Origin of the sequence: Desulfuromonas acetexigens, assembly GCF_900111775.1 — a bacterium.
Lineage (GTDB): Bacteria > Desulfobacterota > Desulfuromonadia > Desulfuromonadales > Trichloromonadaceae > Trichloromonas > Trichloromonas acetexigens.
In genome coordinates this window covers 147,501-174,375 of the sequence record NZ_FOJJ01000040.1, presented here as the reverse complement: position 1 = coordinate 174,375, position 26,875 = coordinate 147,501, and the positions used below count along the sequence as shown (strand labels likewise).

Genomic DNA, 26,875 nt, shown 5'->3' with positions numbered 1-26,875 from the left:
TGGGAACTTACGACCCCTGATTACTCAGACGCCGCTCCCTTGAACTACCGGGGTGAACGGACAACTCCCCGGACGGGACTTTAACCCGTTTGATCCACAGTTGTTACTGCGTACGGTCGCGTCTTGCAATCACTTAATTGTTGTCGATTGTCCCGAATTCCCCTGGCGGGGACTTTAGCCGGCTTGCTTATTTCAACGCGGAAAGTAGATAATAAGCCAATTCAAATCACGACCGGGGAGGCGACATGGAACGCAATTATTTGTACGACAACACCAAATTTCTGATGATTTTTCTGGTGGTCTTTGGGCATCTGCTCGAACCGTTGGCGGGGCAGGGGGGGCTGGTCCGGGCGCTGTACCTGAGCATCTACTCCTTTGACATGCCGGTCTTTGTCCTGCTTTGCGGTCTGCTGACCAAGCCGAATCCTTCGGGGGATCAGTCGGCGAAAATCATCCAGTCGCTGCTCGTCCCGTTCCTCGCCTTTACCCTGCTCTATGAACTCTTCAATCTGCTGACCACCGGTCGCATCAGCCATTACAGCGCCGGCTTGCAACCTTACTGGCTGCTCTGGTTCCTCTTCAGCCTCTTCTGCTGGCGGTTGCTCGCCCCCTTTTTCATGAAGCTGAAATATCCCCTGCCCATCGCTTTCGCCCTGGCCTTGGCGGCAGGCTATTCCGACCAGATCGGCTACTTTCTCGGCCTGTCGCGCACCTTGTTTTTCTTCCCCTTTTTCCTCGTCGGCCAGCAGATGGTCGTTTCCGGTTTCGATGTTTCGGCCTGGCGGCAGCGCCTGCCCCGCTTCCTGCCTATCGCCGTTGTCGCCACCAATTTTCTTTTCTTCCTCATCGCCGACGATTTTTCGGCGCGCTGGCTCTTCGGCAGCGTTTCTTACGCCACCCTCGGGGCCGAAACCTTCGGCGCTTTCGCCCGACTCGGCGTCTATGCACTCTCCCTGGCCACGGCGGGAGCGGTCTTGCTGCTCATCCCCCAGGAGCAAACCTGGATGTCGGAACGGGGGGCAAACTCCCTGCATGTCTACGCCTGGCACGGATTTGTGGTGAAGCTCTTTTCGCTGCTCGGCCTGTTCGTTTTCGCCGGGAAGTTGCCGCAGGCGCTCGGCGTCGCTCTCTGGTTCCTGGTCGCGTTCGGTCTGAGCGTCGTCCTCTCCGGTCCGGCAGTGGCGCGATTTACTCAGGGCTGGCTTCTCGATCCTCTAGCCAAACTGCTATTGGGCGGGGGGCGATCCTCTTCGGCAGGCTGATCGGGTAAGTCTTTTCTCTTTGCGAAAAACGGCGCAGCCTGGGTTGCTTGAGCAGCCTGGGTTGCGCCTGATCCGGTGCCCAGCTTCTGGGCTTGAAGAGAGTTTTTTAATAAGTTTGCGCAGCCTGGGTTGCGATGTTTATTTAGGGGTTGGCAGAGGCCGATCTGGGTTCCTTAGAGAAACACTCGTGATTCCTGCAGGTTGAATTATTAGAAAAAACTTGGCATCGGAATTGCCTGTTTTAGAAAGTACCAACCTGCGGAAGGTGCCGGTTGGACGCGCGCGAGGGGGCTGTCTATGAATCTCACCGGGAAAACCGTCCGTATTGTCGGAATGCGACGTTTGCACAACGAGGTTCTGGCCGAGTTCATCCGTTCTCGACTGGGGGCCGAGTGCTTATTGGCCCCCGGCATCCATGGAGATCCTCTCCCGGGAACCTTGCTGCTGCTCGACTGCCTCGGCGCGGATCGTGAAAGCCTCCTTTGCCGATTGCGTCAGGGGCCCTTGTTCGGTTCTTCCGGGGCGTTTTTCGCTTTGTTCAATCTTGATCGAAATCTGGACATTGCGAAGGAGGCACTGGCCGCCGGCGTACGAGGACTCTTTTTCGCGGATGATTCGGCGGATACCCTGCTCAAGGGGATTTCCCTCCTCTTTGCCGGCGAGTTTTGGGTGCCCCGTCGGATTCTGAGCGAATATCTGCTCAGCCGGATGGTTCCGTCCCCCCCGGTCCTGTCGGTGGAGATGCCGCAGTTGACCCGACGCGAACGGGAGGTGCTTGGACTGCTCGCCAACGGGGCCTCCAACGACCAGATCGGCAGTCGTATGTGTATCAGTACCCGCACGGTGAAAACCCATGTCTACAACATCTTCCGCAAAATTCACGTTTCCAGCCGTCTGGAAGCCGCGCTCTGGATCGCGCGCCATGTTTAACGGCTTCCGGGTTTGCCGCGAAAGGGTTGGACTGAGGCGATAAGCGTCGACCCTGAGTTATTTCTTGCCTGTCTTGTCATGTGTCGCCCGCGCGGATTCCGCGCGGGCGATCGTTTTCCTACGACTTTGGTATGAGGACCCGGGTCAAACTCCTACGAAAGCCGTAGTTTTTGAAAGGGAAAATCAATCCTAAATTCCTACTGTCGCTCGATTCCGAAAAAAACTTTTCAAGAGCTTATTAAAAGTGTACAACCATCCGCTGTGTTTGGTTGGTTTTAACTAATGAAAGGAGTGAAGAAATGAGAAAGATGTTTTTCCTGCGATTGTTGATCCTCCTCTGCTGTCTCGGCTTCTTGGCGACTTCGGCCTTCGCCGCCAAGCCGGCACCCGTACCGACGGATGCGGGAACCCTGACCGGTAAGGTCACCATCGCCGGCACCCGCACCGCCATCGTCGGCGCGACCATCACCGTGGTCGGCAGCGCCGGAACCTACAGTGCCGTGACCAACAGCAAGGGGTCGTACACCCTGACGCCGCTGGCCGGAGGCTACACCGTGACCGCCGCCGCCAACGGCTACGCCAGTCAGAGCTTTTCCGTCACCATTAAGGTGGGGACGACCACGGTGCAGAATTTCGCCCTGTCGACGGCGGTCGTCACCACCGGGGTGCTGAGCGGCACGGTGAGCAACGCCGCCACCGGCGCTGCCCTGGCGGGCGCCACAGTCGCCGCCGATCATGGCGGCTATAGCGCCGTCACCGGCAGCGATGGCAAATATACCCTGACCGTCGCCGCCGGCAGCTATGCCTTGACCGCCTCGGCGGCCGATTTCGTCGCCGCCACGCAAACAGCGGCGGTCGTTGCCGGCGGCACCACGACCACCAACTTCGCCCTGGCGCCGGTGGCCGAAACCCTGGCGATCAGTTCCCTCACCGCCACGCCCGATACTTTCGTCGAAGCCGCAGCATCCACTATTACCTTGAGCGCCGTTGTCGAAGGGGCGCCAAGCCTCTTCGACTGGTCGCAACTTTCCGGGCCGAAAGTACCTCTGACCGCCCTGAGCGCGACGAGCGCCAGCGCCGATGTGAGCGCTCTTCAAGTCGCGGCCGAGGCCGAACTGGTCTTTCAGCTCACCGTCGGCGACGGCACCGCGGCCGTGAGCAAAACCGTGACCGTAGCCGTCCAGCCGGCCGACATGGTGCAGTATCCCGCCGCCAACGTGCAGATCGGCGGCTCTTCCACCGCCGTCGCCCGCTTTCAGTATGCCGGCTCCGAGTGGTGCCTGTTCAATCTGGGCACCGCCCTGCGCGCCACGCCGGTCGGGACGACCAAGGGGGTCTTTTATGAGCTGACCCTGCCGGCTTTCGCCAACGACATCGAAGTTATCGCCTATGGCGGCGGCCTTTATGCCCTGGTCGCCACCGGCGAGGCGGGGATCACCGTGGTCAATCTCGCCGATCCGGCGGCGATGAGCATCGTCAATGTGCTGCCGGTCAACTTCCTCATGGAAAACGTGACCTTCACCGAAACCGGCGGCTCCATCCTCTACGGCAATACCTTCGCCAGCACCGCCTCCCCCATCGCCTCCCTGGTCAGCGACGGCGTCGACCTCTACATCGCCAACCACGAATACGGGATCCACAAGACCGCGCTCGCCAACGTTTTCGGCGATGTGCGCGAAGCCGACGGCACCCTCAAGATCGACCGCGAGGTCTGCACCGTGCAGTATGCCGGCGAGCACGGCTGGGGCGGCCCCGTCGATCTCATGCTTTACGGCGGCAAGCTCTTCGCCGGGCTCGGCGCCCAGGGGATGGGGATCTTCGATCCGGCGACCCTGGCTCAGGTCGGCCGCTACAATCTCTACACCGATGAAGCTCGCAGCGAGGATTATTTCGGCGCCATGGCCGTCACCCAGGCCGTCGCCGCCGATGCGACCGGCGATCTCTTTGTCGACGATTTCACCGGCATGCCCGACTATCGCCAGGTCAACTATGAGATCACCGTGGTCATGAAAGGGACCGGCACCGGCGAACCGACCCCCTGGGCCGACATGGAGCGCAACGGCAAGTGGTATTACGAAGCCATCGGCGTCGACATCGCCCAGCAGGGCGGGCGTACCATCGCCTACATCGCCTACGCCCTGGGCGGCGTGCTGGCGGTGGACATCACCGGTTTCGAAGGGGCGACCGCCGACAATTTCTTCAATGCCGCCTATCTCGGCTTCTTCCCGGCGGTGCCGTCCAATGGTCCTTATGAAACCCTCTCCGATCCTTCCAGCCTGCTTCCCTACGAAGGCGCCGGGATGCTCAAGGAAGCCGGCGTCACCGGCGTGGAAGTGGTCGGCGACCGCGTCTATCTCACCGACCACTTCGCCGGCCTGGTGATCCTGAACACTGCCGCCACCCCGGAGAACTGGCACGGTCCGGCGCTCCCCTACAACAACGACACCGACGGCATTCCCAACAACAACGTCCCCGCTTACGAGGACATCACCTCCTACGACATGAGCCCCTGGGATCCGCTCGATAACGAGTCCCTCCCCTGGGCCTACTATCAGGCGCCCTGCGAGCTGGCGACCCGCGAGCTCAACGGCCACGGCTACACCCTGACCTTGATGGATGTCCCCGACGTCACCAGTGCCGGCCAGATCGACGTGCTGGAATGTTCCGGCGCCGGCGGCTTTGTCATGGTCGACGTCACCAACCTGAGCGCGCCGCTGATGAGCGACCGTTTCGCCATCAGTGTCTATTTCCCCACCACCGACGAAATCGGCGCCGCCGCCGACGGCAGCGCCACCCAGACCATCGCTCTCGGCCACACCGACGGCATCAGCGCCACGGCGGATCACATCTACGTCTCCGACGGCCCCCACGGCGTCAGCGCCTGGAAGATCACCGACGCCGCCGGCTATCCCACCGACGCCGTGCATCTGGTCGCCAACACCCTGCAAGACGAGTATCCCGAATTGGTCAACGGCGAGTTGATCTATCCCGCCTCCCATACGGTGCGCAACATCATCGATCCCTCCGGCCAGTTCACCTGGGCGCTGTGCGTCGGCAACGGCATGCGCCGGGTACCGATTTCCGGCGTCGAGGCCGGTCTCGGCCAGGTCGGCGCGCCGCTGCTGGTCAAGCTGCACATGGAGGACAGCTTCGAGCACAACGCCGACTGGGGCGTGGTCAAATCCTTCAACTATCAGGATTCCGCCTACGACGTGGAATTCGTTGGTAATCTCGCCTTCGTCGCCGACGGCTCCAACGGCCTCACCGTCTATGATGTGAGCAAAGATCCGACCCGCGCCGCCAGCGGCTTCTTCGTCGGCAACATCGGCTACAACCAGGGCAGCCCGCTGCTCGGCACCGCCTCGGGCGTCGAGCTGTGGAACGATGCCGTCAGCGGTAGGCGCTACGCGGTCATCGCCTCCGGCCCCAACGGCGTCGGCGTGGTCGACGTCACCGACGTCAACGCCATGCGCATCGTCAAGGTCTTCGAACCGATCAAATACGAAAACGACGAACTCGGCTCGGCTGACGGCCAGGCGATCGACGTCGAGGTGATCGGCGACAAGGCCTATTTCACCTACGACAGCTTCGGCGTCCTCTGCTACTCCCTGAGCGACCTGGTCGCGCCGGTTGCCGACGGCGTCGACCCGACCGAACTCCAACCTTATCGAAAGCGTCAAGGCGCCGATTGTTGCCCTGGCCACCGACGGCACCTCTCTCTATCTCGCCGACGCCGATTACGGCATCCACAAGACCGCGCTGAGCCATCTCTTCAGCAATGCGCGGGAGGCCGACGGCACCCTGCTCATCGAGCGGGAAAAGGCCACTGTGCAGTATGCCGGCGAGCGTCCTTGGGGGGGCGCCCAGGCCATCCGAATCTACGGCAATCGCCTCTTTGTGCCGCTCGATGTGCTCGGTCTGGGGATTTTCGATCCCGAAACCCTGGAGATGGTCGGCCGCTACAACTACTATCTCGACGACCAGCGCGGCGAAGACTATTTCGGCGGGATGATCGTCCGTGACGCCGTGGCCAAAGATCCGGCGACGGGCGAACCTTATCTCGACGCGGCGACCGGCATGCCCGACTACCGTCAGGTCAACTACGAGATCCGCAACTCCAGCAAGGGCAAGACCAAGAATACCGAGATGCTGCATCCCTGGGCCGACCTGGAGCGGGAAGCCCGCTGGTATTACCAGGCCCTCGACGTCGACGTCGCCGTGCAGAATCAGCGGACCATCGCCTATGTCGCCTATTCCCTGGGCGGGGTGGCGGCTGTAGATGTTACCGGTTTCGACAGCGCGACTCCGGCAAATAAGCTACAAGGCAATTACCTCGGCTTCTTTCCGGCGGTGCCGCCCAATGGCCCCGATGAGACCGGTTCGCAGCCGGCCTCGCTGCTCCCCTACGAAGGGGCGGGCAAGCTCAAGGAATCGGGAGTGCGCGCGGTGCGCGTGCAGGGGAACACGGTTTATCTGACCGACCATTTCGCCGGGCTGGTGCTTCTCGAAGGGGCCGCCCATCCCGAATCCTGGCGCGGCGCCGGGGCGCCCTACAACAACGACGACAACGGCATCGCCGGCGACCATGTGCCGGATCACGAAAACATCACCTCCTTCGATATGTCCCCCTATGACCCGCTCGACAACGAATCGCTGCCGACGGCCTTCTTCCAGAAGCCCTGCTTGCTGGCGACCAGCGAGCTCAACGGTCACGGCAATACCTTAGCGCTGATGGACAACATTACCCTGGATGCCGCCGGCACGGTCGATGTCCTCGAATGTTCCGGCGCGGGCGGTTTCGTTTTTGTCGACCTCTACAACCTGCAAGCAGCGAGTATGTCGGCGCGCTACGCCATCACCGGCTACTTTCCGCCGACGGATGAAATCGGTGCCGCGCCCGACGGCAGCCCGAGCGAAACGATCTCCATCGGTCATACCTCGGGGGTCGCGGCGAGCGCCGATTATCTCTACGTTTCCGACGGCCCGCACGGGGTCAGCGCCTGGAAAATCACCGACGAGGCGGGCTATCCCACCGACGCCGTGCATCTGGTCGGCAACACCGTGCAGGACGAGTATCCGGTGACCGTCGCCGGGGAAACGATCTACCCGCCGTCGCACACGGTGCGCAGTGTTATTGATCCGAGCGGCGAGAATGCCTGGTCCCTTTGCGCCCGCAACGGACTGCGCCGGGTGCGGGTGGCGGAGATCGAGGCGGGGCAGGGAGCCGTTGGCGCGCCGCTGCTGCTCAAGCTCTCATTGCAGGACATTTACGAACACAACAATGAAGTCGCCAACGTCGACGAGCTCAACTTCCAGGACCACGCCTATGACGTGGAATTCGCCGGCAATCTGGCCTTTGTCGCCGACGGCAGCAACGGCCTCACCGTCTATGATGTGAGCAAGGATCCGACGGTAGCGGGCAGCGGTTTCTTCGTCGCCAATCTCGGCACGGTCAAAGAAAAACCCCTCTTCGGCACCGCCCACGGCGTCGAATTGTGGATCGACCCGGCCAGCGGACGGCGTTACGCCGTCATCGCCTCCGGCCCCTACGGCGTCGGCGTGGCCGATGTCACCGACGTTCACGCCATGCGCACCATCAAGGTCTTCCAGCCGATCAAGTACGAGGACGGCGACGTCGGCAGCGCCGACGGCAAGGCGAGCGACGTCGAGGTCATCGGCGACAAGGCCTACTTCGCCTACGACAGCTTCGGCGTAGTCTGCTATGCCTTGAGCGACCTGATCGCCGATGTGCCCGAAGGCGTCGATCCCACCGTCCTCTTCAAGAAAACCACCCGGGGCACGGTCAGTTACGATTACCGACCGATTGCCCTCGGGCGCTTCAAATTGCAGGAAGTTCCCGGCAACGAAGACGTGGACGGCGCCGCGACCCGGATGAAATATACGGTGCAGGACGGCCGCCTCAATCTCTACATCGCCTTCGGCGCGGCCGGTCTGGTCAAGGTTGACTTTACCGATCCGGCGCAACCGCTGCTGGTCGAGCGCGTCGACACCGCCGCCGAATGTTCCGATGTGGCCATCAGCAATGGCCGCATTTACCTTGGTGACGGAGCGGGCGGGTTGGTCTTTTTCAAGTAGGTCATAAAAAGGAAGTCGATTGAAAACCGACGGCTGAAGATCGGGACGTATTTGCCGGAGACCCTAAGGGCAAACGTACCGGTTTCCGCCGTCGGTTTTTGTGTGGAGAGGAGAATCGTTCGCGGATCGAGAGGGGAGGTTGGTCAGGGAATTTCGTTTTCCCCGTTAAGGAGTTCGGGGGGCGACTTCGGCAGTTCCACCGTCAGCGTCGTGCGTCCCGCGCCGCAATGGAGAAGGATGGTGCCGCCGTGGGCGCGAGCGGCCATCATCGCCGAGTAGGTGCCGAGACCGGTGCCCCCCTTTTTGCCGGAGGTGGCGTACTTTTCGAAAAAGCGGGGGCGGAAGGACTCGGGAACCTCGCCGCTGTTGTCGATGGATACCCGCCAGATTTCGGCGGACTCGGCCACGGTAATGATGACCGTTTCGCCCGGGGGAGAGGCCTCGACGGCATTGCCGATGAGATTGGCGAAGAGGGTGTGGCAGAGCAGCCTCTCTCCGATAATCCACTGCGTTCCGGCCTCCTTCGCCGGTTCCAGGCGGCAGGTCACGCCTGCCGTCGCTGACCGCTCGGCCGTCTCTCGCAGCACTTCCCGCAGGGTGTCGAGCAGATCGAAGGCCTCGGGCTGCAACTGGTAGGTGCCCCGTTCGATCTTGTACAACGTCAGCGAGCGGTTGATCAGGTCGAGCATACGCACGCCCGACAGGCGGATGTCTTCGAGCATCCCACGCTGTTCGTCGGTGAGATTCTTGCCGGTCAGGGCCAGCACTTCGGCGATGCCGATGATCGGGGTGAGGGGGGTGCGCAGGTCGTGGCGGGTAATGCCGTCGATCTCCCGCCGCAGTTCTTCCGCCGCCACTGCCTCGCTGATGTCCTGAACGATCCCCGCCAGCAGGGGAGCGCCGTCGCCGTCCAGCTCCCAGTCCCCTTCGATGCGCAGATGGACGGGGGCTTCCCCGGAATCATCCCGACGGACTTCCATACGCAGGGAGCCGCCGTGCCGCGCCGCTTCCAGCGCCTGGCGGGCATTTTCCCGGTCGCAGGGATCGAGGGCGGCGATGAGCCGGTCGAATCCGGGGGGGGAGATTTCCCCGGACAGACCCAAAAGGCGATAGGTCTCTTCCGACCAGCGCATCTCTTGCGTTGCCGGTCGCCAGGACCAACTCCCCAGTTTCGCCGCCCGCTGCGCCGCCAGCAGGCTGTCGCGACCTTCCTTGAGGTCGCGGAAGAGCAGGGCAAAGGGGCGGCGCAGGGCGGTGTCGATGATGGCGAAATAGATCAGGGTGAAGCTGACGATTTTGAGCAGATGGCCGAGCAGGTTGGCGGGGCCGTAGTGGCTGATGTAGAGGGTGAAGCAGAGTTCCGAGGCCATGGTCAGCAGGATCGACGCGAAGAGCAGACGGTAAATGCGGCGGTCGAGGGTGGCTCGGCGCGAGACCAGATGGATCAGGGCGGCCAGCAGCAGGGCGACGATGGCGTATTCGGCGATGACTTTGAACAGGGTCAGTCCCGTTTCCGGGGTGAAGCAGAGGGGAAAGTTGCGAGCGCCGAAGATCGACCAGAGGGCCAGGGCCGATATCAGCCCGTAGCCGGCGAAGACCGGTCTTAAGGGGAGTGGGCGGCGGATGAAGCGCGGCGCCAGCAGCAGGGTGCCGGCTTCGAGGAACCGCCCCGCCAGCCAGAGTTGAGGACCGAGGTTGTAGCCCGGAATGTCGGTGAAGACCGCCATGCCGTGGTAGCCGAGCATGTGCAGGGTGTCGAAGGCAGCGACGAAGAGATAGGCGATGCCGATGAAGAGGAGGTAGTCGTTGTGGTAATGGGCCCGAGCGGTCCAGGCGATAATGAAAATCCCGCAGGCGATGACGATGGCGTAAAGTTCGGCCAGGGAATGGAAGAGCAGATAGTTGCAGCAGGAGGTCGCCGCCAGAAGGCCGAGCAGAACGGCCTGGCCGAAAAACCGGCGGACGCCCCCACCTGCGGCGGCGCTTGTGCCCGGCCGGACTGCGTCCCCGGTATCGTCCCCCATCCCCCTCTCGCCCCGCGCCTAGGGTTTGGCCGGAGCGGCGGCAGCTTTGTTCTCCTTGCTGCCGGCCGGAGGGCAGGGGGCGTCGGCGCGGCGCGGATCGCAGACCCGGATCGAGCGCAGGTAATGGACCCAGGTCTTGACCTGCTCTTCGCTTGGTTCGAAACGGAAAGTCTTACGCACGACGTAGAGGTTGTCCTGGCCGCGGATCGCCTTGAACCAGGCGTATTCCGGTCCGCCGGTACGGGTGTCGCGAGGACAGACCTGAATCCACAGGGAGAAGGGGTAGCCGTTGTCCTTGCCTTCGGTTCCCGGAAGCAGGCGGGCATCGGGGCAGGTGATGCGCCATTCCTGGGCGCTGAACTCCTGATACTGGGCCGGAGTCACGTCGGTTTCCAGAAAGATCCGGGTCGCGACCTGTTCGCTCCAATTGTCCGCGGTTTCCTTGGCCGGGATCATTTCGGTGACGATCTGCTGCCCCTGCCGTTCCTGGAGGCTGATCTGATAGTCCGGGGGGCGGATCTGCAACAAATTTTCGCCATCGAGTTGGGCCCAGGCCGTTGTGGAAAGGAGGATGAGAATGAGGATGAGCAAAAGACGGCGCATAGGATGCTCCTGGTCGGAAGAATAGGATATGTCGGTGGCGCTTCGCCGGGCAATCTTAAGATCTTGCCTCCAGCCGGTCAATCTCTTTGTGGCTCGGGCGGGGGGCTGGGGGAGGATTTGAAGAGTTCGCCGACATCGGAGACGACTTTGCCGGGGAGGCCGAAGACCCGCTTGAAGATGCCGAGCACCTTTTCCGAAACGGAGGTGACGGGTACGACCATCACCTGCGGTGCGTCGGTTTTGCCGGTGATGGCGAAATGGGCGGTGATCAGCGCCTTTTCCTCCCCGGCGAGAAGCCAGCCGGCGAGGGGGATGTTGGTGACGATCTGGTCGACCAGGCGCAGTGGCTTGACCCCTAGGACCATGTCGAGGGTCTCCGTATGCAGATTGAGGCTGCCGACCAGGGAGAGATTCATCGAGGTGCTGTCGATGAAAAGGTCTTCGGTGGCGAGAATGCCCTGGTCCAGCTTGACACTGGCGCGCACCAGGCTGAAGGGCATTCCTTCGGTATCCATGTCGGGCAGGTTCAGGGAAAGAATCTGTGAAACGTTGAAAAGGGAGAAGACCTTGGCGAGGATCTGGAATTTGCGCAGCACTCCCTCCTTGACGGTGAACGCTACCCCCCCGGTGGAAGTCTCCAGAAAACTCTTTCCCGCCCGTCCTTCCAGATAGAAATCCCCTTGCAGTACGCCGCTGACCAGCCCCTTGCGGCGCAGCATCTCGTGGTAGATGGCCGAGGCGTCGAAGTTGTCCAGATGCCCTGAAATCTTGAGCAAAGGAGGCGAGCCCAGCGAGGAATCGACGGCGACATGCCCCTCGCACCGTCCCTCACCGGAGCGGAAACTCAAGGGGAAGATGGCCAGCATGCCGTCGCGCAGGCTGATCTCGCCGCGCGCCTCTTGAAAGTGCAGATTGCCCAGCTGTCCGCGATGGGCGGCGGCGGTGATCAGCAGCCGGGTTTTCCCGTGCTCCTCGGTGGGGGGCTCGGGTGGAGCCCCTTCCGGGCGCTGCCAGAGGGCGATGACCTCGTCAATGTTGCCGTAGGGGGCGTCGATATCGAGCCGTACCTCCGGGTCGGCGAAAGTGACTGTCCCCCGCACCGTCGCCTCGGTGCCGCCGTCGAGGCGTACCCGCACCGGATCGAAGAGGATGCCCTTGCCATCGATACGCAGGTGGCCGTTGAGGCGCCGCAGGAAGGCGTGGTCGTTGGGAAAGATGATGTCGTCGGCCCTTATCGAATCCCCCTTGACCTCGATCTCCACCGCCGGCTGGCGGAAGTCGGCGACTTTCGCATCGACAACGAGGGGGGAGCCGCCCAGCTTGAGGTTCAGATTGTGCGTTTCGGCGCGGTTGGGATAGAGCAGAATCTCGCCGTTGGCCTCCCGGAGGTCGGCGATGACCGGGGTCAAATGGACTCCGACCCGCTGCAGGCCGGCCACTCCCTGGTGTTTTTCGAGTTTGCCGTCGCGGCCGGACAGGCTGTAGCGCAGGTCGATTCGACCCTCGGCCCGGAGCTTTTCCAAAAACGGCACCTGGGAACGGCATTGCTCCAGGTCGAGAGGGGCGAGTTCCATTTCCAGGTTAAAGGGGCGCTGCCCCTGGCGGGCGAGACTGCCGCTCAGATGCAGGTCAAGGGGGGGCATGTGCAGTTGCCCGGCCTTGACCTGCAGGCTCTCGGGGGTGATTTCCCCTTGCAGCGAAAGGGTGGCCGGTTGTCCCATCGGTTTTTCGACCTGGCCGCGATAGGCGGCGCCGACCCGGGTCAGATCGGCGGCCAGCTCGATTTGCAGCTGCTCCGGAACGCCCGCGAGGTTGAGGCGCAAGGGGACCGGGCCGAACAGGGTCAAGCCGGGAACCGGCCGGGGGCTGAGTTTCGCCAGCAGTTCCGTGGCCGAAAGCAGGGTCTTCGCTTCCAGATGCAGCGGGAAGTTCTCTTCCCAGGGTTTCTCCACCATTCCGGAGAAATTCAAGGGTTCTTCCTTCAGTCGCGCCGTGCCGGTTTCCACCTGCAGTTGCCCCTCCTGCCAGGAGAGCTCGGCGGCGAGGTCGCTCAGTTCGCCGGGCCAGTCCAGGCGCGCGCCGAGATCCTTCAGGCGCAGGCGCGCCTTGAGGGCATCAAGAAAGGCGGGCATCCGCCCCGGGCCGGGCATCGGGCCGTCGATCTCGAGACTCAGGATCTGCAGCGAACCGCCGGTCAACCGTTCCACGGCAGGCCAGGCTTCGCGCAGCGGTCGCAGGTCGCGCAGGCCCAGCAGCGGCAAGGGCGAGCTTTTCAGCGAGGCGGCCAGCCGGGATTCCCCGTCGCGGACGCTCAGCCCCAGTGAACCGTTGACTTCAAGATCATCGATGCGCAGGGTGAAGGTTTTGAAGGACCAGCTCTCTTTGGCGTAGCCGAGGATCCCGGCGAGATGCAGCCGTTTTACGGGCAGGGGTGTTTCATAGAGTTGCGGCAGGTGCAGGCGCAGTTCCTCGCCGCTGAGCTCCAGGCGCAGATCGAGACCCGAATCGAGCATCCCGCGGACGGTGCCGTTGAGGGAGAAGGCGCCGCTGGTGCTCAGGCTCCCATCGGCGGGGAGAAAACGCTCCAGCAGCGGTTGCGGCGGCAGATGTTCCAGGGTCAGGGCGAGGTCTACCCGGGCATCCTCCCAGCGGCGCGGATCGGCGCCCAATGTCAGGTTGCCGCGCAAACCGAAGGGGGCAGATTGATCCCCTTGCCAATGGCTGCCGGAACTCTCCAGTTCCACCGTCCCTCCCGGTCTCACGCCACTCAGGGCGGCTTCCACCCCGGACAGGAGCAGCAGCGGATGACCCTGGCGATCAGGCTCCTCTTGTAACAGCGCGCCGTTACGGAGGCTCAGGGCGTGGATGCGGAGCTGGTCGAACAGGGCGAGGATGGCTGCGGGATCGATCTGTGCGCCGCCGAAGGGGGGCAGGGTCAGGCGCGGCTCGCTCAGGACGATTTCGTTGAAGGTCAATCGCCCTTGCAGCGCCTCGCGGAGATCGGGTTTGACCAGCAGGTGGGCGGCGGTCAGACTGCCCGGGCGGTCGGCAGTGGGGCCGATGTCGATGCGGGAGAAATCGAGGGCCGCACCCTGGTCGAAGGAGAGGCGCGCCTGGCCCAAAGTGACGGGGCGCTCCAAGGTGGCGGCCAGGGTTTCTTCCAACTGGCGGCGATAGTGATCGAGATCGAAGGTGGCGATGAAGATCGCCGCGGCCCCGGCGGCGAAGAGCAAAAGCAAGAAATAAAAGGCGAGGGTGGGGTGGCGGCGGAACATGGAAAATCCCGGTTTGGCGGCTAAGGGTGCGGAGGGAACGTGCGGGGAATTGTAGCCCGCTTCGGCGCGGAAGGAAACCGCTAATCGCCCCGGGACGGACTTTCCGGAGCCGGCGCGACCGATGTCCCCGCAGCCCCCGGCAGGGCCACATAGAAGGTACTGCCGCTCGCCGGGGCGCTTTCCGCCCAGATCCGGCCCTGATGGCGCGAGACGATTTCCCGTGCCAGGGGCAGTCCCAGACCGACGCCACTGGTCCGGCGCTGGTCGCTGTTGTCGACCCGGAAGAAGGGGACGAAAATCCTCTCCAGTTCTCCTGCTTCGATGCCGATGCCGGGGTCCTTGACCCAAAGCAGGACTTCATCCCCCCGAGACTTGGCCCCGAGGACGATTTCTCCACCCTCGGGAGAGTACTGCAAGGCGTTGGCCAGCAGGTTGTCGATGACCAAGGCGAGATCTTCCGCTTCCCCCCAAAAAGGACCGGTCCCCTCCGCGATCTCCAAGCGCAACGGGTGCCGGGGGGAGGCCTGGGCGTACTTTTTCGCCAAGGGGGCGAGGAGTTCTTGGGGATGCAGGCGTTCGCGGTGGAGGCTCTCCCGCTGCGACTTGAGGCGGCCGAGGCGCAGAAAGTTGTCGATCAGGCGGTTCAGGCGTTGTCCTTCCCGATGCATGGCTTCGAGATAGCCGCGCCGCTCTTCGGCGGAACCTTCCTCTTCGAGCATGAACTCGGTGAAGCCAAGGATGGCGGTCATGGGGGTGCGCATTTCGTGGCTGACTGCCGACAGCATCTGGTCCTTGAGCTCTTCGAGTTCCCGACTTTCGGTAATGTCGATGGCGATTTCCAGGCGGACCAGCCGGCCGTCGGACCAGGGGATGGCTTTGTCGATGCACTGGTACCAGCGCTGGTTGCGGGTATTGCGGAAAACCCAGGAGTAGGGGGCGCGAGCCTGGCCACCGAGTTCCAGGCGACTGTTGCTGCAAAAGCCGCAGGGCCCCCGCTGGTCCGCTTGCAGCACTTCGAAACAGCGCTTGCCGCGCCAGTCGCGGGTTCCCGACAGCTCTTCGCCGAGGCGATTGAGGTGCAGGAGTTCGTAGGTCTCCAGGTCGGCGACATAGACAATGGCGTTCAAGGAGTCGAAGATGGTGCGGATTTCCTCGAACTGGGTGCCGAGGGCCCGGGTATGGCGGCGGACCAGCAGATAAAGGAGGGCGGAGGTGGCGAGAACGTAAAACCAGCCCTTGTAGGTTTGCAGGCGGGCCGTAAGCGAAGGGTCCGCGACCAGGGCCGAGAGCGCCCGGTCGGAGAGGAGAATCCAGGCGGTGCCGATGACCGCGTAGATGCCGGCGATCTTCAGGGGAATCCGGCGGCTTTGCCGGCGGCTTGTGGAATTGCGATACATCCGGTTTCTTTCGCGGGCCAGGCGCCCCTTCCCGGGCTGTTATCCCTGCTGCTCGAAGGGGGTGGTCGATCAAGGGTTTCAGGGAGTCCGTGCCCCCAATGCGTTCAGAACTTGGGCCAGCTCTGCGGGGAGCGGGCTTTCCACCAGGACGTCCGGGCCGCCGAAAGGATCGGGCAACGCCAGTTTTCGACAGTGCAGAAAGAGCCGTTTCAGCCCCGGCGGCGTCGGCCCGCCGTAGCGTCGGTCGCCGGTTAGGGGATGGCCGGCGGCGGATAGCTGTTGGCGGATCTGGTGGGTGCGGCCGCTGAGCAGCTCCAGTTCCACCAGGGTGAAGTCGCCGAATCCCGTCAGCGTCCGGTAGTCGGTAGTCGCCGCCTTGAGCTTCCCCTTGGCACGCACCGGGCTCTCCAGCCGTCCGGCGCCGATCAGTTCCCCGGCGACCAGGGCCAGGTAGCTTTTCTGGGCGGCCCCGTCCATGAAGAGTTGGCCGAGGCGACCGGCGGCCTGGCGTCCCTTGGCAAAGAGGATCGGCCCCGAGGTTTCCAGGTCGAGGCGATGCACCGGTGCCACCGAGTAAGGGGCCCGGCGCTCTTGCAGCAGTGCCTGGATGCGCCCGAGCAGATGGTCTTCTTCGTGCCCCTGACTGCCGTGCACGGCAAGGCCCGCCGGTTTTTCGACGATCAGCATCTCCCGGCTCTCGTAAAGAATAACCGGGACCGGGGGGAGGGCAAGGAGTTGCCGCAGGCGGGCGCTCTCCGGCAGAATGACGCGATCCCCCGGGCGCAGGACGGCACTTTCGTCCAAGGGGCCATCGTCGCGCCGCACCCGGCCCTTACGCAACAGTTGGCGCAGGTAGGAGCGGGGCGCGCCGGGAAGGCGATTCGTCAGAAATTCCAGGGGATTGCCCGCCTCGGTGGGCTGTACCTGCCATTCGATCATGGCCCGGATCATACCTCCCAAGGCGGATTAAAGGCAACCGGATAAAATCTTTACATGCCGTGGCCCCCTTGATAACATGCCACGCTATTTGATTTATCCCGGCCGTCCGGCCCAGGAGTCGTCTTTTCCTCATCCATGAAGATCAAGCGGGTAGAAATCCAGGGATTCAAATCCTTCGTCGATCGGGTCGCCCTCGATTTCGAGTCGGGAATTACCGCCATCCTCGGCCCCAACGGTTGCGGCAAGAGTAATATCGTCGACGCCATCCGCTGGGCGATGGGAGAGCAGAACGCCAAGAACCTGCGCGGCCGTGCTATGGAGGATGTGATTTTCGGCGGCAGCGAGTCGCGCAAGCCGCTGGGCATGGCCGAGGTCTCGATGATCTTCGCCAACGAGGACGGCCAAGCCCCCGCCGCCTACCGCCAATACGCGGAAATCATGGTTACCCGCCGGCTCTTCCGTAACGGCGACAGCGAATATCTGATCAACAAGACCCCCTGCCGCCTCCTCGACATCTCCGAACTCTTCATGGATACGGGGGTCGGGGCGCGGGCCTATTCGATCATCGAACAGGGCAAGATCGGCATGATCCTCAACGCCAAACCCGAGGATCGCCGTTTTCTCATCGAAGAGGCGGCCGGGGTCACTAAGTACAAATCCCGCAAGAAAGCCGCCCTGCGCAAGATCGAGGCGACCCGCCAGAATCTGCTGCGGCTGGGGGATATCGTCGCCGAGGTGCGACGGCAGACCGCGAGCCTCAAGCGCCAGGCGCAGAAGGCCGAGCGCTTTCGCGCCCTGCGGGAAGAACTCAAGGGGATCGAGGTGGGGCTGGCCCGGCGGCGTTTCGCCGAGCTGAGTGCGACCCTCGAAGCGGGGGGGGCGCGGGACAAGGAAGAACGTCAGGCCCTCACCGCTTTGGCGGCGCGTCTCGAACAGGAAGAACGGACGCTCGACGAAGCGCGCTTGGCCCAAGGGGAAGAGGAGCGGGTGGTCGCGCGCCTGCAGGAACAGGTTTTCCGCCTCGCCGCCGAGCTCGAAAAGGTTGCCGGGCGGCTCGCCCTGGCGGTCCGCGAGGGGGAGGGCCTGGCGCGCCGCCGGGAACAAGGACTCGCCGAAGAGCAGGAGGTGGTGCGGCGTCTGGCCGAGGCCGACGGCGAAGAGAAGCGGCTCAAGCAGACCCGCGAAGACCTCGGGGGGGATCTGGAGCGGGAGTTGCGGCGGCTCGCCGAGGGGGAGGCGGCCTTGGCCGAACTCACTCAGCGCGACGGGGATCTGGAGGCGGCGCAGCAGGAAACCCGCCAGCTCCTCTACCGGCTCTTGACCGATCTGTCCCAGCTCAGCGCCGGTCAGCAGGAGATCGAACGCCGCCGCCGTCAGCTCGACGAACGCAAGACCCGGCAGCGCAGTGAAACGGTGCGCCTGCGCGAGCAGCTCGGGGAGGCCGAATCCCTGATCGCCGAGCTGGCAACGTCCCTCGCCGCCCTGCGCGCCGCTCATGAGTCCCTGGGGGAAGAGCAGGAAGAGTTGCGTGCCGCCGTCGCCCGCCTACGGGAAGAGCGGGAGGAAAACGAGGCGATGCTCGCCCGCCACCGCGAGGAGCTTGGGCAGAGCCGTTCCCGGCTCCTCTCCCTGCGCCAGTTGGAGCGGGATCTGGAAGGCTATGGCGGCGGCGTCAAGGCGCTCTTCGCCGACGCGGAGTGGCGCGGCCGTTTCTCCGGGGTGGTCGCCGATCACCTCGAAGCCCCGGCCCATCTGGAAACGGCCCTGGAAGCGGTTTTGGGCGAGCGTTTGCAGGCGCTGGTCGCCCCCGATCGCGAAACCGCCGTCGTCGCCGCCGCTTTTCTCGGTGGGCAGGACGGCCGCTCGACCTTCGCCTGGCCCGGTTGGACGGCGACGGCCTCGGCGCTTCCCGAGGGCGCCCGCCCACTGGCGGAGCTGGTCAGCCCCCGTCCCGGGAGCGAGGATCTGGTCCGCGCTCTCCTCGCCGGTTACGGCCAGGTACCGAGCCTGGAACCCTACTGGGGGCGTCCCCTCCCCGCCGGAACGCTGCTGGTCACCGAGGCCGGCGAACTCTTGAGCTGGCGCGGGGAATTCACCGGCGGCGGCCGCCAGGGGCTGGGGCAGGGGCTGCTGCATAAAAAACGCGAAATGAAGGAACTCGCCGTGCTGGTCGAATCCCAGGAAGAGCGCCTTGCCGCCCTCGAAGAGCAGCGGGAGCACTTGCGGGAGGCCCTGCGCGAGAGCGAGGAACGGCTGCGCGAGGTCGAAAGCGCCCGCCACGGGCAGGCGCTCAAGGTCATGGACAGCGAAAAGGATCTGCAGCGCCTGGAAGATACCCGCGCCCGCCTGGACGAACGGCTGGAGGTGCTGGTCCTCGAAGACGAACAACTGCACGGCGAGGAGCGGGAGCTCGACCGCCGCCTGGAAGAGATCCAAAGCGGCCGGGCGCAGCTGGAGGGGCAACGCCTGGAGTACGAGGAAGGGGTTGCCCGGATTCAGGAAGAGGCCCAGGTGCTGCGCCGGGAAATCGCCGTGGTGCGCGACCGGTTGACGGCGCTGAAGGTGACGGTCGCCGGTCTGCGCGAGCGGGAGGACGGCCACCGGGGAGAGTTGGAGCGCCTGGCCCGTCTGCGCCGGGATTTGCAGAGCCGGCGGACGCTCATCGTCGAGCGCTGCCGGGAGGCGCTGGAGGAGGAGGCGCGCCTGGAAGCCGAGAGCAAGAGGCTGAAGATCGAGCAGGAGGTGCTGGCCAAGCGCCACGTTGAGGATCAGGCGCGCCTGGCCGAAGTTCGGGAGCGCTTCGCTCTGGCCCAAGAACAGCTGGAGGAACGCCAAGACGGGTTGCGCCGGTTGCGTGAGCAGCTCGACACCCTGCGCGAGACCCATGGCGCCGGGCAGCTGCGGCTGCGGGAGCTGGCTTTGGAAGCGGAACATCTCCATTCCAACGTGCTGGAACGCTATCGCGTTGACCTGCGCGACGGCGTGGCGGCGACGGAGGAGGTCGCGGCGGCGGCGCAAGGGCGCCTGGAGGAGTTGCGCCAGGCCGTTGAGGCGATCGGCGAGGTCAATCTGACCGCCATCGAGGAATATCGCGAGCTGGAAGAACGGGGCCAGTTTCTCCAGGTGCAGCAGGAGGATCTGCGACAGTCCCTGGATGGACTCCAGACCGCTATCGGCAAAATCAACCGCACCACCCGCAAGCGCTTTCGCGAGACCTTCGATCTGGTCAACGCCAAGTTCCAGGAGATCTTTCCGCGTCTCTTCCGCGGCGGTCAGGGGGAATTGCGGCTGACCGACGAGAGCGACCTGCTGGAAACGGGGCTCGAGATCATCGTCCAGCCGCCGGGCAAGAAGCTGCAGAACGTCAGCCTCCTCTCCGGCGGGGAAAAGGCGCTCACGGCGGTGGCGTTGATTTTTTCCATCTTCCTCATCAAGCCTTCCCCTTTCTGCATGCTCGATGAGGTGGATGCGCCCCTGGACGACGCCAACATCGGCCGCTTCAATGAAATGATCAAGGAAATGTCCCAGGTTTCCCAGTTCATCATCATTACCCACAGCAAGCGGACCATGGAGGTCGCCGATACCCTCTACGGAGTGACCATGGAGGAACCGGGAGTTTCCAAACTGGTCTCGGTGCGTTTCCACGAATTCGAGGAGGCTTATGGCCTTTAAGACGATTCTGGGGGATCTGGTCGCGGCGGTGCCCGGCGCCGGCGGGGCGATCCTCGCCGACTGGGAAGGGGAGGCGGTCGATCAGGTCGCCCGCATGGACGCCTACGAGCTCAAAGTGATCGGCGCGCACAAGGGGGTGATTCTCAACCGCCTGCGGGATCTGGTACAACGGCTCGATGGGGCCGAACCCCGGGAGATCGTCATCACCACGGACCGCATGGAGATTCTGGTCTTGCCGGTGACTTCCGAATATTTTCTGGTCTTGACCCTGGCGCGGGGGGAGGCCTTTGGGCGGGCGCTTTTCGAGGCGCGCCGCTGTGTCGCGCGATTGATCAGGGAGATCGGCTGAGCGCCTCCGTGCCCTCCGTTTTGCCGTATCCCGGGAGTGAATTGACTATGGATCAGTTTTCCAATCTTCTGAAGAATTATCTCGCCCAGTTCGGAGAGTTGCTCAAGCTTTGGGTGCAGACCGTCGCTCCGCTCCTCGGGCAGCTGGGCGTGCCGGAAATCTATCGCGAAGTCGGGGCGCTCGGCGCCCTCTATCTGCTGGTCACCCTGGTGGTGGCGCTCTTCATTTTGCTGCTGCTGCGGATCGGGCGGCGCCAACGGCCGGTTCCGCCACGCCGGGCGGAAGTCACCGCTGAAGAGGAGGCCGAAGCGGAGGCGGTCGAAGAGGCGCCGACTCCACCGGCGGAAATCACGGTCGAAGCCCCGGCGGCTGCGCCCGCGAGTCTTTTCGAGCGCATGCGTGCCGGGCTGGCGAAGACCCAGGGCGCCCTGGTCGGTCGCCTCGATAGCCTGCTAAGTGGCCGTCGGGTGGACGACGAGTTGCTCGATGACCTGGAAGAATTACTCATTACCGCCGATTTCGGCATGGCCACCACCGGCGACGTCATCCAGGCGCTGCGCGGCCGGGTGGCGCGGGGCGAGATGTCCCCCGCCGCCTTGCGCACGGCCTTGCGCGAGGAGCTGCGCGAGCGCCTCAAACTGGAAGCGGGGGCGCTCGACCTGAATCAGGCCCAGCCTTTCGTGATTATGGTTGTTGGGGTCAACGGCGTCGGTAAGACCACCACCATCGGCAAGCTCGCCCGACAGTTTACCGCCCAAGGCAAGCGGGTAGTGCTCGGTGCCGGCGACACCTTTCGCGCCGCCGCCGCCGAACAACTGGCGATCTGGGGGGAGCGCGCCGGGGTCGAGGTGATTCGTCACGGCGAGGGGGCCGATCCGGCCGCCGTGGCTTTTGACGCCGCCAAGGCGACTTTGGCCCGCAAGGCTGATGTGCTGATTCTCGATACCGCCGGCCGGTTGCACACCAAGGTCAATCTCATGGAAGAGATGAAGAAGATCCGTCGGGTGCTTGGGCGGGAGATCCCCGGCGCCCCGCACGAAACCCTGTTGGTGCTCGATGCCACTACCGGGCAGAACGCCCTGATTCAGGCGCGGCTCTTCAAAGAGGCGGTCGAGGTCTCGGGCATTGCCCTGACCAAGCTGGACGGCACCGCCAAGGGGGGGATGGTGGTCGCCATCGGCGCCGAGCTGGGTCTGCCGGTGCGATATGTGGGGATCGGCGAGGGGGTCGATGATCTGCGGCCCTTCGATCCCGATCTCTTTGTCGACGCATTGTTCCGGGAGTCTTGAAAATTCTTGACTTTATCCGACCCATTTTCTAATATTTTCTATCGTACTGGAGTCTTTCAAGATGGCATCCGATACTCTGGAGCTGATTATTCGGCTCGAAGAAAAATTGACCCGACTGCTCGACCGACAGACCGAACTGGGTCGGCGGGTGCGGGAACTGGAAGAGGAAAATCAGACGCTTCTGGAGGAGCGGCAGACTTTCCGTGAAGAGCTTGACCGGATCATCGGCCGTCTGGACCTTCTCGATGAGGAGGCTCTTTGAAGCAATCGGTGGAGGTCATGATTCTTGGCCAGCCTTATGTGGTCAGAAGCGCGGAGTCGGACGAAGAAGTGCGGCGGATCGCGAGTTTCGTCAATGACCGACTGAATGAGGTAATGGCTTCGGGCCGTTCCGCCGATACCCTGGCCAGCGCAATACTGGCCCTGATGAATGTTTCGGGGCGTTTGCTCCGGCAGCAGGAAACGGTCGCGTCGGGTGGAGACGAGGACGTGAATCGTCGCCTGCGCATCCTGCTGGAACGACTGGACGATCAGTCTGCCGGGCAATAACCGGCCGGACTCCGGGATGACGTGTTTTGGTCGAACCTTCGGCCTCGCGCCTCCCTTACCATCATCTCCCTGTTGGAGATGCGACATCGAAATGGCAGTACCCCACGGGTCGCGGCTGGGCCGCGACGGTTTACCGGTTTGGTTTTCAGCCTCGGCTTTGTTTCATAGTTATCGTAGCCTTTGCAGGGCGTTCGCAGGCCCAAAATAAGTGCCTTTCGCGACCCCGGCTCAAGGAGTTTCGCCGATAAGATTCTTACGGTTTCGACTCAAGTGACAGGGGAAATTCCCCCTTGCGCCTGCCGGCTTACGATGATTCGTGGTTGATGGTCCCCTGAACCCCGCCTGCCTGCCTTTCTTGTCCCTCCTCCAGGGCTCCCGCGCGGAGCACTCTGGCCATGCCCAAGCAATCCCTTCGTACCGCCATGCTCGAACGGCGTCGGCGGATCTCGATGGCCGACCGTGCCGCCTGGGGCCAAGCTGCCCAATCCCGGCTGCTGAGCACCCCGGAATATGTCGCCGCGAACGTTTTGGCCCTGTATAGCCCGGTTCGCGACGAAGTTCCCACGGATACGATTTTTCATGCCGCCCGCGAGGCGGGTAAACGGCTGGCTTATCCCCGAGTCGCCGCAACCGGTCTGGAATTCGTCGAGGTGTCCGACCTCGACGGCATGCGCCCTGGACGCTTCGGCATCCTCGAACCCGTTGGCGTAAGCCTCCTTCCGCTGGCGACCATCGACCTGATGGTCATCCCCGGAGTCGCCTACGACCTGGAAGGGTTCCGGTTGGGTTACGGCAAGGGTTGTTACGACCGCTTTTTCCATGGCTCCGACGTGAAACCCCTGCGGGCCGGATTCTGTTACGAACTGCAACTGACGGCGAGCCTGCCCGTGGAGAATCACGACATCGCCATGCACCTGTTAATTACCGAGTCCCGGATTCTGCGTTTCGCTCCCCAACTAGGGGAGGTCGCGGCTCCCGGGGGGACCCCCCTGACCACTTCTTAGGAGGATACCGTTTTGTCTATAGAAATCACATTGTTGTTGATTCTCATGGCGTTGGCCGGAGGCGCTTTTGGCGGCTCCCTGCTGCGCCGCAAATTCATTGAATCCCGCCTCGCCGGAGCCGAACTCACCGCCGAGCAGATTGTCGAAGAAGCGCGGAAGCAGGCCGACACCATCCACAAGGAGGCGTTGATCCAGGCCAAGGACACGGTGCTGGAAGCCAAGGCCGAATGGGAGAAGGAAGCCCGTGAGTTGCGTCGGGAAATCCAGGCCCAGGAAAAGCGTCTGCTGCAACGTGAGGAGCATCTGGATCGCAAGGGACTGCAACTCGACGGCCGGGAGGAGGAGCTTTCCCAGCGGGAGCGAGCCCTGCCGCTGATGGAAGACAAGGTGCGCGCCCGGGAAAAAGAGGCGGAAGACCTGGTTGCCCAGCAGGCCGAACGGTTGGAGACGATTTCCGGTATGACCGCCGAGGAGGCCAAGCAGACCATCATCGCCGGCATGGAGAGCGAGGCGCGCCACGACGCCGCCAAGCGGATCAAGCAGATCGAGGATGAGGCCAAGGAGACTGCCGACAAGAAGGCCAAGGAAATCCTCGCCCTGGCCATTCAGCGCTACGCCGGTGATTATGTCGCGGAAAAGGCGGTCAGCGTGGTGCCCTTGCCGACGGACGAGATGAAAGGCCGCATCATCGGCCGCGAAGGGCGCAACATCCGCGCCATCGAAGCGGCGACCGGTATCGACCTGATCATCGACGACACCCCCGAGGCGGTGATCATCTCCGGCTTCAATCCGGTGCGCCGCGAAGTCGCCCGGCTGACCTTGGAGCGGCTGGTGGCCGACGGCCGCATTCATCCGGCGCGCATCGAAGAGGTGGTGGCCAAGGCCGAGCAGGAGGTGGATGACGCCATCCGTGAGGCCGGTGAGCAGGCGACCTTCGACGTCGGCGTGCACGGCATCCATCCCGAGATCATCAAGCTCATCGGGCGGCTGCGCTATCGTACCTCCTACGGCCAGAACGTCCTCCAGCATTCGCTGGAAGTCGCTTTCCTCTGTGGCATCATGGCCAGCGAGTTGGGGATCAACGTCAAACAGGCCAAGCGCGCCGGCCTGCTCCACGACATCGGCAAGGCGGTAGACCACGAGATTGAAGGCTCCCATGCGGTCATCGGTGCGGATCTCGCCCGCAAATACGGCGAGTCCCCCAAAATTGTTCACGCCATCGCCGCCCACCATGAGGACGAAAAGCCCGAAACCATCCTGGCGGTGCTGGTCCAGGCGGCCGACGCCCTTTCCGGCGCCCGTCCCGGCGCTCGGCGCGAGATGCTCGAAACCTACGTCAAGCGTCTCGAGGATCTGGAGCGCATCGGCACTTCCTTTTCCGGGGTCTCCAGCTGCTACGCCATCCAGGCGGGGCGTGAAATCCGGGTCATGGTATCGAGCGAGGATGTCACCGATGCCCAGTCCTACGTGCTGGCCAAAGATATCGCCCGCAAGATCGAAGCCGAGATGACCTATCCCGGTCAGATCAAGGTCAACGTCATTCGCGAAACCCGGGCCACCGAATACGCCAAATAGGATTGGCGCTCCCCCGCGGGGCGCTTACGATAGATCGGGAGTTCCTTTGAAAATTCTCTTTATCGGAGATGTCGTCGGCCGCGCCGGGCGCCTGGCCCTATCCAGCCGCCTTAGCCGTCTGATCGACCGCCACCAGATCGACCTGGTGGTCGCCAACGGCGAAAACGCCGCGGCCGGCTTCGGTCTCACCGCCGACCTGGCCCGAGAGTTGTACGATCTCGGGGTCGATGTGCTGACCTCGGGCAATCATATCTGGGACAAGAAGGAACTTTATCCCTACCTGGAGAGCCAGAAGCGGCTGTTGCGTCCGGCCAACTATCCGGCCGGAGCGCCCGGTCGGGGGCATGGGGTCTACACCACCAGCGCCGGGATTCCGGTGGGCATCCTCAATCTTGAAGGCCGGGTTTTCATGGGTAATCTGGAGTGCCCCTTTCGCGTCGCCGATGCCCTGGTCGAGGAGTTACGCCGGCAGACGCCGATCATTCTGGTCGATTTTCACGCCGAAGCGACGAGTGAAAAGGCGGCGCTCGGCTGCTATCTCGATGGCCGGGTCTCGGCGGTGGTCGGGACCCATACCCATGTGCCGACCGCCGACGAGCGCATCCTCCCCGGCGGGACCGCTTACATGACCGATGTCGGCATGACCGGCAGCCGCGATTCGGTCATCGGCATCCGCAAGGAATTGGCCGTGGAAAAGTTTCTTTCGCTCTTGCCGGTGCGTTTCGAGGTGGCCAAGAAGGACTCGGTGATCTGCGCCGTGGTTTTGACCATCGATGAGCAAACCGGCCGCGCCGTCGGCATCGAACGTGTGCTTGAAGAGCTCGCTGACTAATACTACGAAGGACGAAATTATTATGAAGTCGGTTCAGGAACAGATGGCCGTTATCCGGCGCGGAGCGGTGGAAATCCTCGTCGAGGCGGAGTTGGAGGAAAAAATCGCCCAGTCGGTGAAGACCGGCGTCCCTCTGAAAATCAAGGCGGGATTCGATCCGACCGCTCCCGACCTGCATGTCGGCCACACGGTCCTGATCCAGAAGCTCAAGCAGTTTCAGGATCTGGGGCACCACGTCTGTTTTCTCATCGGCGACTTCACCGGCATGATCGGCGATCCCACCGGCAAGAACGAAACCCGCAAGGCTCTGACCCGCGAGCAGGTGCTGTTGAACGCCGAGACCTACAAGGAGCAGGTCTTCAAGATTCTCGATCCGGAAAAAACCGAGGTTGTTTTCAACAGTACCTGGATGGGACAAATGTCCGCCGCCGGTCTCATCGCCCTGGCCTCCCGCTACACCGTGGCGCGCATGCTCGAGCGGGACGATTTCCACAAGCGCTTCAGCGGCCAGCAGCCGATCGCGATCCACGAATTCCTTTATCCGCTGGTGCAAGGGTACGACTCGGTGGCGCTGAAGTCCGATGTGGAACTGGGCGGCACCGATCAGAAGTTCAACCTGCTGGTCGGCCGCGAGCTGCAGCGGCAGGAGGGGCAGCGTCCCCAGTCGGTGCTGACCATGCCGCTGCTCGAAGGGCTTGACGGCGTCAACAAGATGAGCAAGTCCCTGGGGAATTACATCGGCATCACCGAGCCGCCCAAGGAAATTTACGGCAAGGTGATGAGCATCACCGATGAGTTGATGGTGCGCTACTATGAACTCCTTTCCGATGTCGATCTCGCCACCTTGCAGAAAGTCAAGGACGGCGTCGCCGGTCGCCCCGACGGCGCCCATCCCATGGAGAGCAAAAAGGCCCTGGCCCGAGAGCTGGTGACGCGTTTCCACGGAGCCGCCGAGTCCCGGCAGGCCGAGGAGGATTTTGTCCAGCAGTTCAAGCAGAAGGAAATTCCCGACGATATCGAGGTGATCAGCCTGACCGCTTCCGGCCCTCTGTGGATCTGCAAGCTGCTGACCGACACCG

General features: G+C 63.3%; 18 protein-coding genes (1 of these 18 running past the window's edge). 13 read left to right on the top strand and 5 right to left on the bottom strand.

Annotated elements, in window-relative coordinates:
* Nucleotides 1-245 precede the first annotated feature (245 nt).
* The 4 genes from BQ4888_RS16470 to BQ4888_RS17920 all read left to right on the top strand — a co-directional run bounded on the left by BQ4888_RS16470 (nucleotide 246) and on the right by BQ4888_RS17920 (nucleotide 8,288).
* Complete coding sequence (locus tag BQ4888_RS16470) at nucleotides 246-1,262, top strand: acyltransferase family protein (protein WP_092058649.1); 1,017 nt, start codon at nucleotides 246-248, stop codon at nucleotides 1,260-1,262.
* 297 nt (nucleotides 1,263-1,559) lie between these two features.
* The gene (locus BQ4888_RS16465) at nucleotides 1,560-2,192 is read left to right on the top strand and encodes a helix-turn-helix transcriptional regulator (protein WP_092058647.1); all 633 of its coding nucleotides are present in this window, start codon (nucleotides 1,560-1,562) and stop codon (nucleotides 2,190-2,192) included.
* A 299-nt stretch (nucleotides 2,193-2,491) separates the two neighbouring features.
* On the top strand, nucleotides 2,492-6,214 hold the full coding sequence (locus BQ4888_RS16460; protein ID WP_092058645.1) for a carboxypeptidase regulatory-like domain-containing protein: 3,723 nt from the start codon (nucleotides 2,492-2,494) through the stop codon (nucleotides 6,212-6,214).
* On the top strand, nucleotides 6,141-8,288 hold the full coding sequence (locus tag BQ4888_RS17920; RefSeq protein WP_338084870.1) for an LVIVD repeat-containing protein: 2,148 nt from the start codon (nucleotides 6,141-6,143) through the stop codon (nucleotides 8,286-8,288). The genes BQ4888_RS16460 and BQ4888_RS17920 overlap by 74 nt, the downstream gene beginning before the upstream one ends.
* Nucleotides 8,289-8,431: 143 nt before the next feature.
* Here BQ4888_RS17920 and BQ4888_RS16450 read toward each other — a convergent pair whose 3' ends face one another.
* From BQ4888_RS16450 to BQ4888_RS16430, 5 genes are all read right to left on the bottom strand, one after another.
* A complete protein-coding gene (locus BQ4888_RS16450; RefSeq protein WP_092058641.1) occupies nucleotides 8,432-10,312 on the bottom strand; it encodes a sensor histidine kinase in 1,881 nt (626 codons plus the stop codon).
* Between the two features lie 18 nt (nucleotides 10,313-10,330).
* Nucleotides 10,331-10,915: a hypothetical protein gene (locus BQ4888_RS16445; protein ID WP_092058639.1), complete on the bottom strand. Its 585-nt coding sequence runs from the start codon at nucleotides 10,913-10,915 to the stop codon at nucleotides 10,331-10,333.
* 77 nt (nucleotides 10,916-10,992) lie between these two features.
* Complete coding sequence (locus tag BQ4888_RS16440; RefSeq protein ID WP_092058637.1) at nucleotides 10,993-14,190, bottom strand: YhdP family protein; 3,198 nt, start codon at nucleotides 14,188-14,190, stop codon at nucleotides 10,993-10,995.
* An 80-nt stretch (nucleotides 14,191-14,270) separates the two neighbouring features.
* The gene (locus BQ4888_RS16435; protein WP_092058635.1) at nucleotides 14,271-15,587 is read right to left on the bottom strand and encodes a sensor histidine kinase; all 1,317 of its coding nucleotides are present in this window, start codon (nucleotides 15,585-15,587) and stop codon (nucleotides 14,271-14,273) included.
* A gap of 78 nt (nucleotides 15,588-15,665) precedes the next feature.
* Nucleotides 15,666-16,526 carry an RluA family pseudouridine synthase gene (locus BQ4888_RS16430; RefSeq protein WP_170232921.1) on the bottom strand — a complete coding sequence of 287 codons (861 nt, stop codon included), beginning with the start codon at nucleotides 16,524-16,526 and terminating at the stop codon, nucleotides 15,666-15,668.
* 135 nt (nucleotides 16,527-16,661) lie between these two features.
* On the opposite strand from BQ4888_RS16430, the gene smc reads away from it, so the two are divergent.
* From smc to tyrS, 9 genes are all read left to right on the top strand, one after another.
* Nucleotides 16,662-20,198, top strand: coding sequence for a chromosome segregation protein SMC (gene smc / locus BQ4888_RS16425; protein ID WP_092058631.1), 3,537 nt, complete (start codon nucleotides 16,662-16,664; stop codon nucleotides 20,196-20,198).
* On the top strand, nucleotides 20,188-20,547 hold the full coding sequence (locus tag BQ4888_RS16420) for a roadblock/LC7 domain-containing protein (protein ID WP_092058629.1): 360 nt from the start codon (nucleotides 20,188-20,190) through the stop codon (nucleotides 20,545-20,547). The genes smc and BQ4888_RS16420 overlap by 11 nt, the downstream gene beginning before the upstream one ends.
* A 47-nt stretch (nucleotides 20,548-20,594) precedes the next feature.
* Nucleotides 20,595-21,836, top strand: coding sequence for a signal recognition particle-docking protein FtsY (gene ftsY / locus BQ4888_RS16415; RefSeq protein WP_092058627.1), 1,242 nt, complete (start codon nucleotides 20,595-20,597; stop codon nucleotides 21,834-21,836).
* Nucleotides 21,837-21,897: 61 nt separating this feature from the next.
* Nucleotides 21,898-22,098, top strand: a complete 201-nt coding sequence (locus BQ4888_RS16410; RefSeq protein WP_092058625.1) for a hypothetical protein — start codon at nucleotides 21,898-21,900, stop codon at nucleotides 22,096-22,098.
* Nucleotides 22,095-22,385, top strand: coding sequence for a cell division protein ZapA (locus BQ4888_RS16405; protein WP_092058623.1), 291 nt, complete (start codon nucleotides 22,095-22,097; stop codon nucleotides 22,383-22,385). Before BQ4888_RS16410 ends, BQ4888_RS16405 begins: the two co-directional genes overlap by 4 nt.
* A 395-nt stretch (nucleotides 22,386-22,780) precedes the next feature.
* A complete protein-coding gene (locus BQ4888_RS16400; RefSeq protein ID WP_092058621.1) occupies nucleotides 22,781-23,389 on the top strand; it encodes a 5-formyltetrahydrofolate cyclo-ligase in 609 nt (202 codons plus the stop codon).
* A gap of 45 nt (nucleotides 23,390-23,434) precedes the next feature.
* Nucleotides 23,435-24,964 (top strand): ribonuclease Y, encoded by a 1,530-nt coding sequence (gene rny / locus BQ4888_RS16395; RefSeq protein ID WP_420841968.1) that lies wholly within the window; start codon nucleotides 23,435-23,437, stop codon nucleotides 24,962-24,964.
* A gap of 46 nt (nucleotides 24,965-25,010) precedes the next feature.
* On the top strand, nucleotides 25,011-25,796 hold the full coding sequence (locus BQ4888_RS16390; RefSeq protein ID WP_092058617.1) for a TIGR00282 family metallophosphoesterase: 786 nt from the start codon (nucleotides 25,011-25,013) through the stop codon (nucleotides 25,794-25,796).
* Nucleotides 25,797-25,818: 22 nt separating this feature from the next.
* Nucleotides 25,819-26,875 carry the 5' portion of a tyrosine--tRNA ligase gene (gene tyrS / locus BQ4888_RS16385; RefSeq protein WP_092058615.1) on the top strand. Its footprint extends 167 nt past the window's final position, so only the first 1,057 of its 1,224 coding nucleotides appear in the window; the start codon lies at nucleotides 25,819-25,821; its stop codon lies off the right edge, out of view.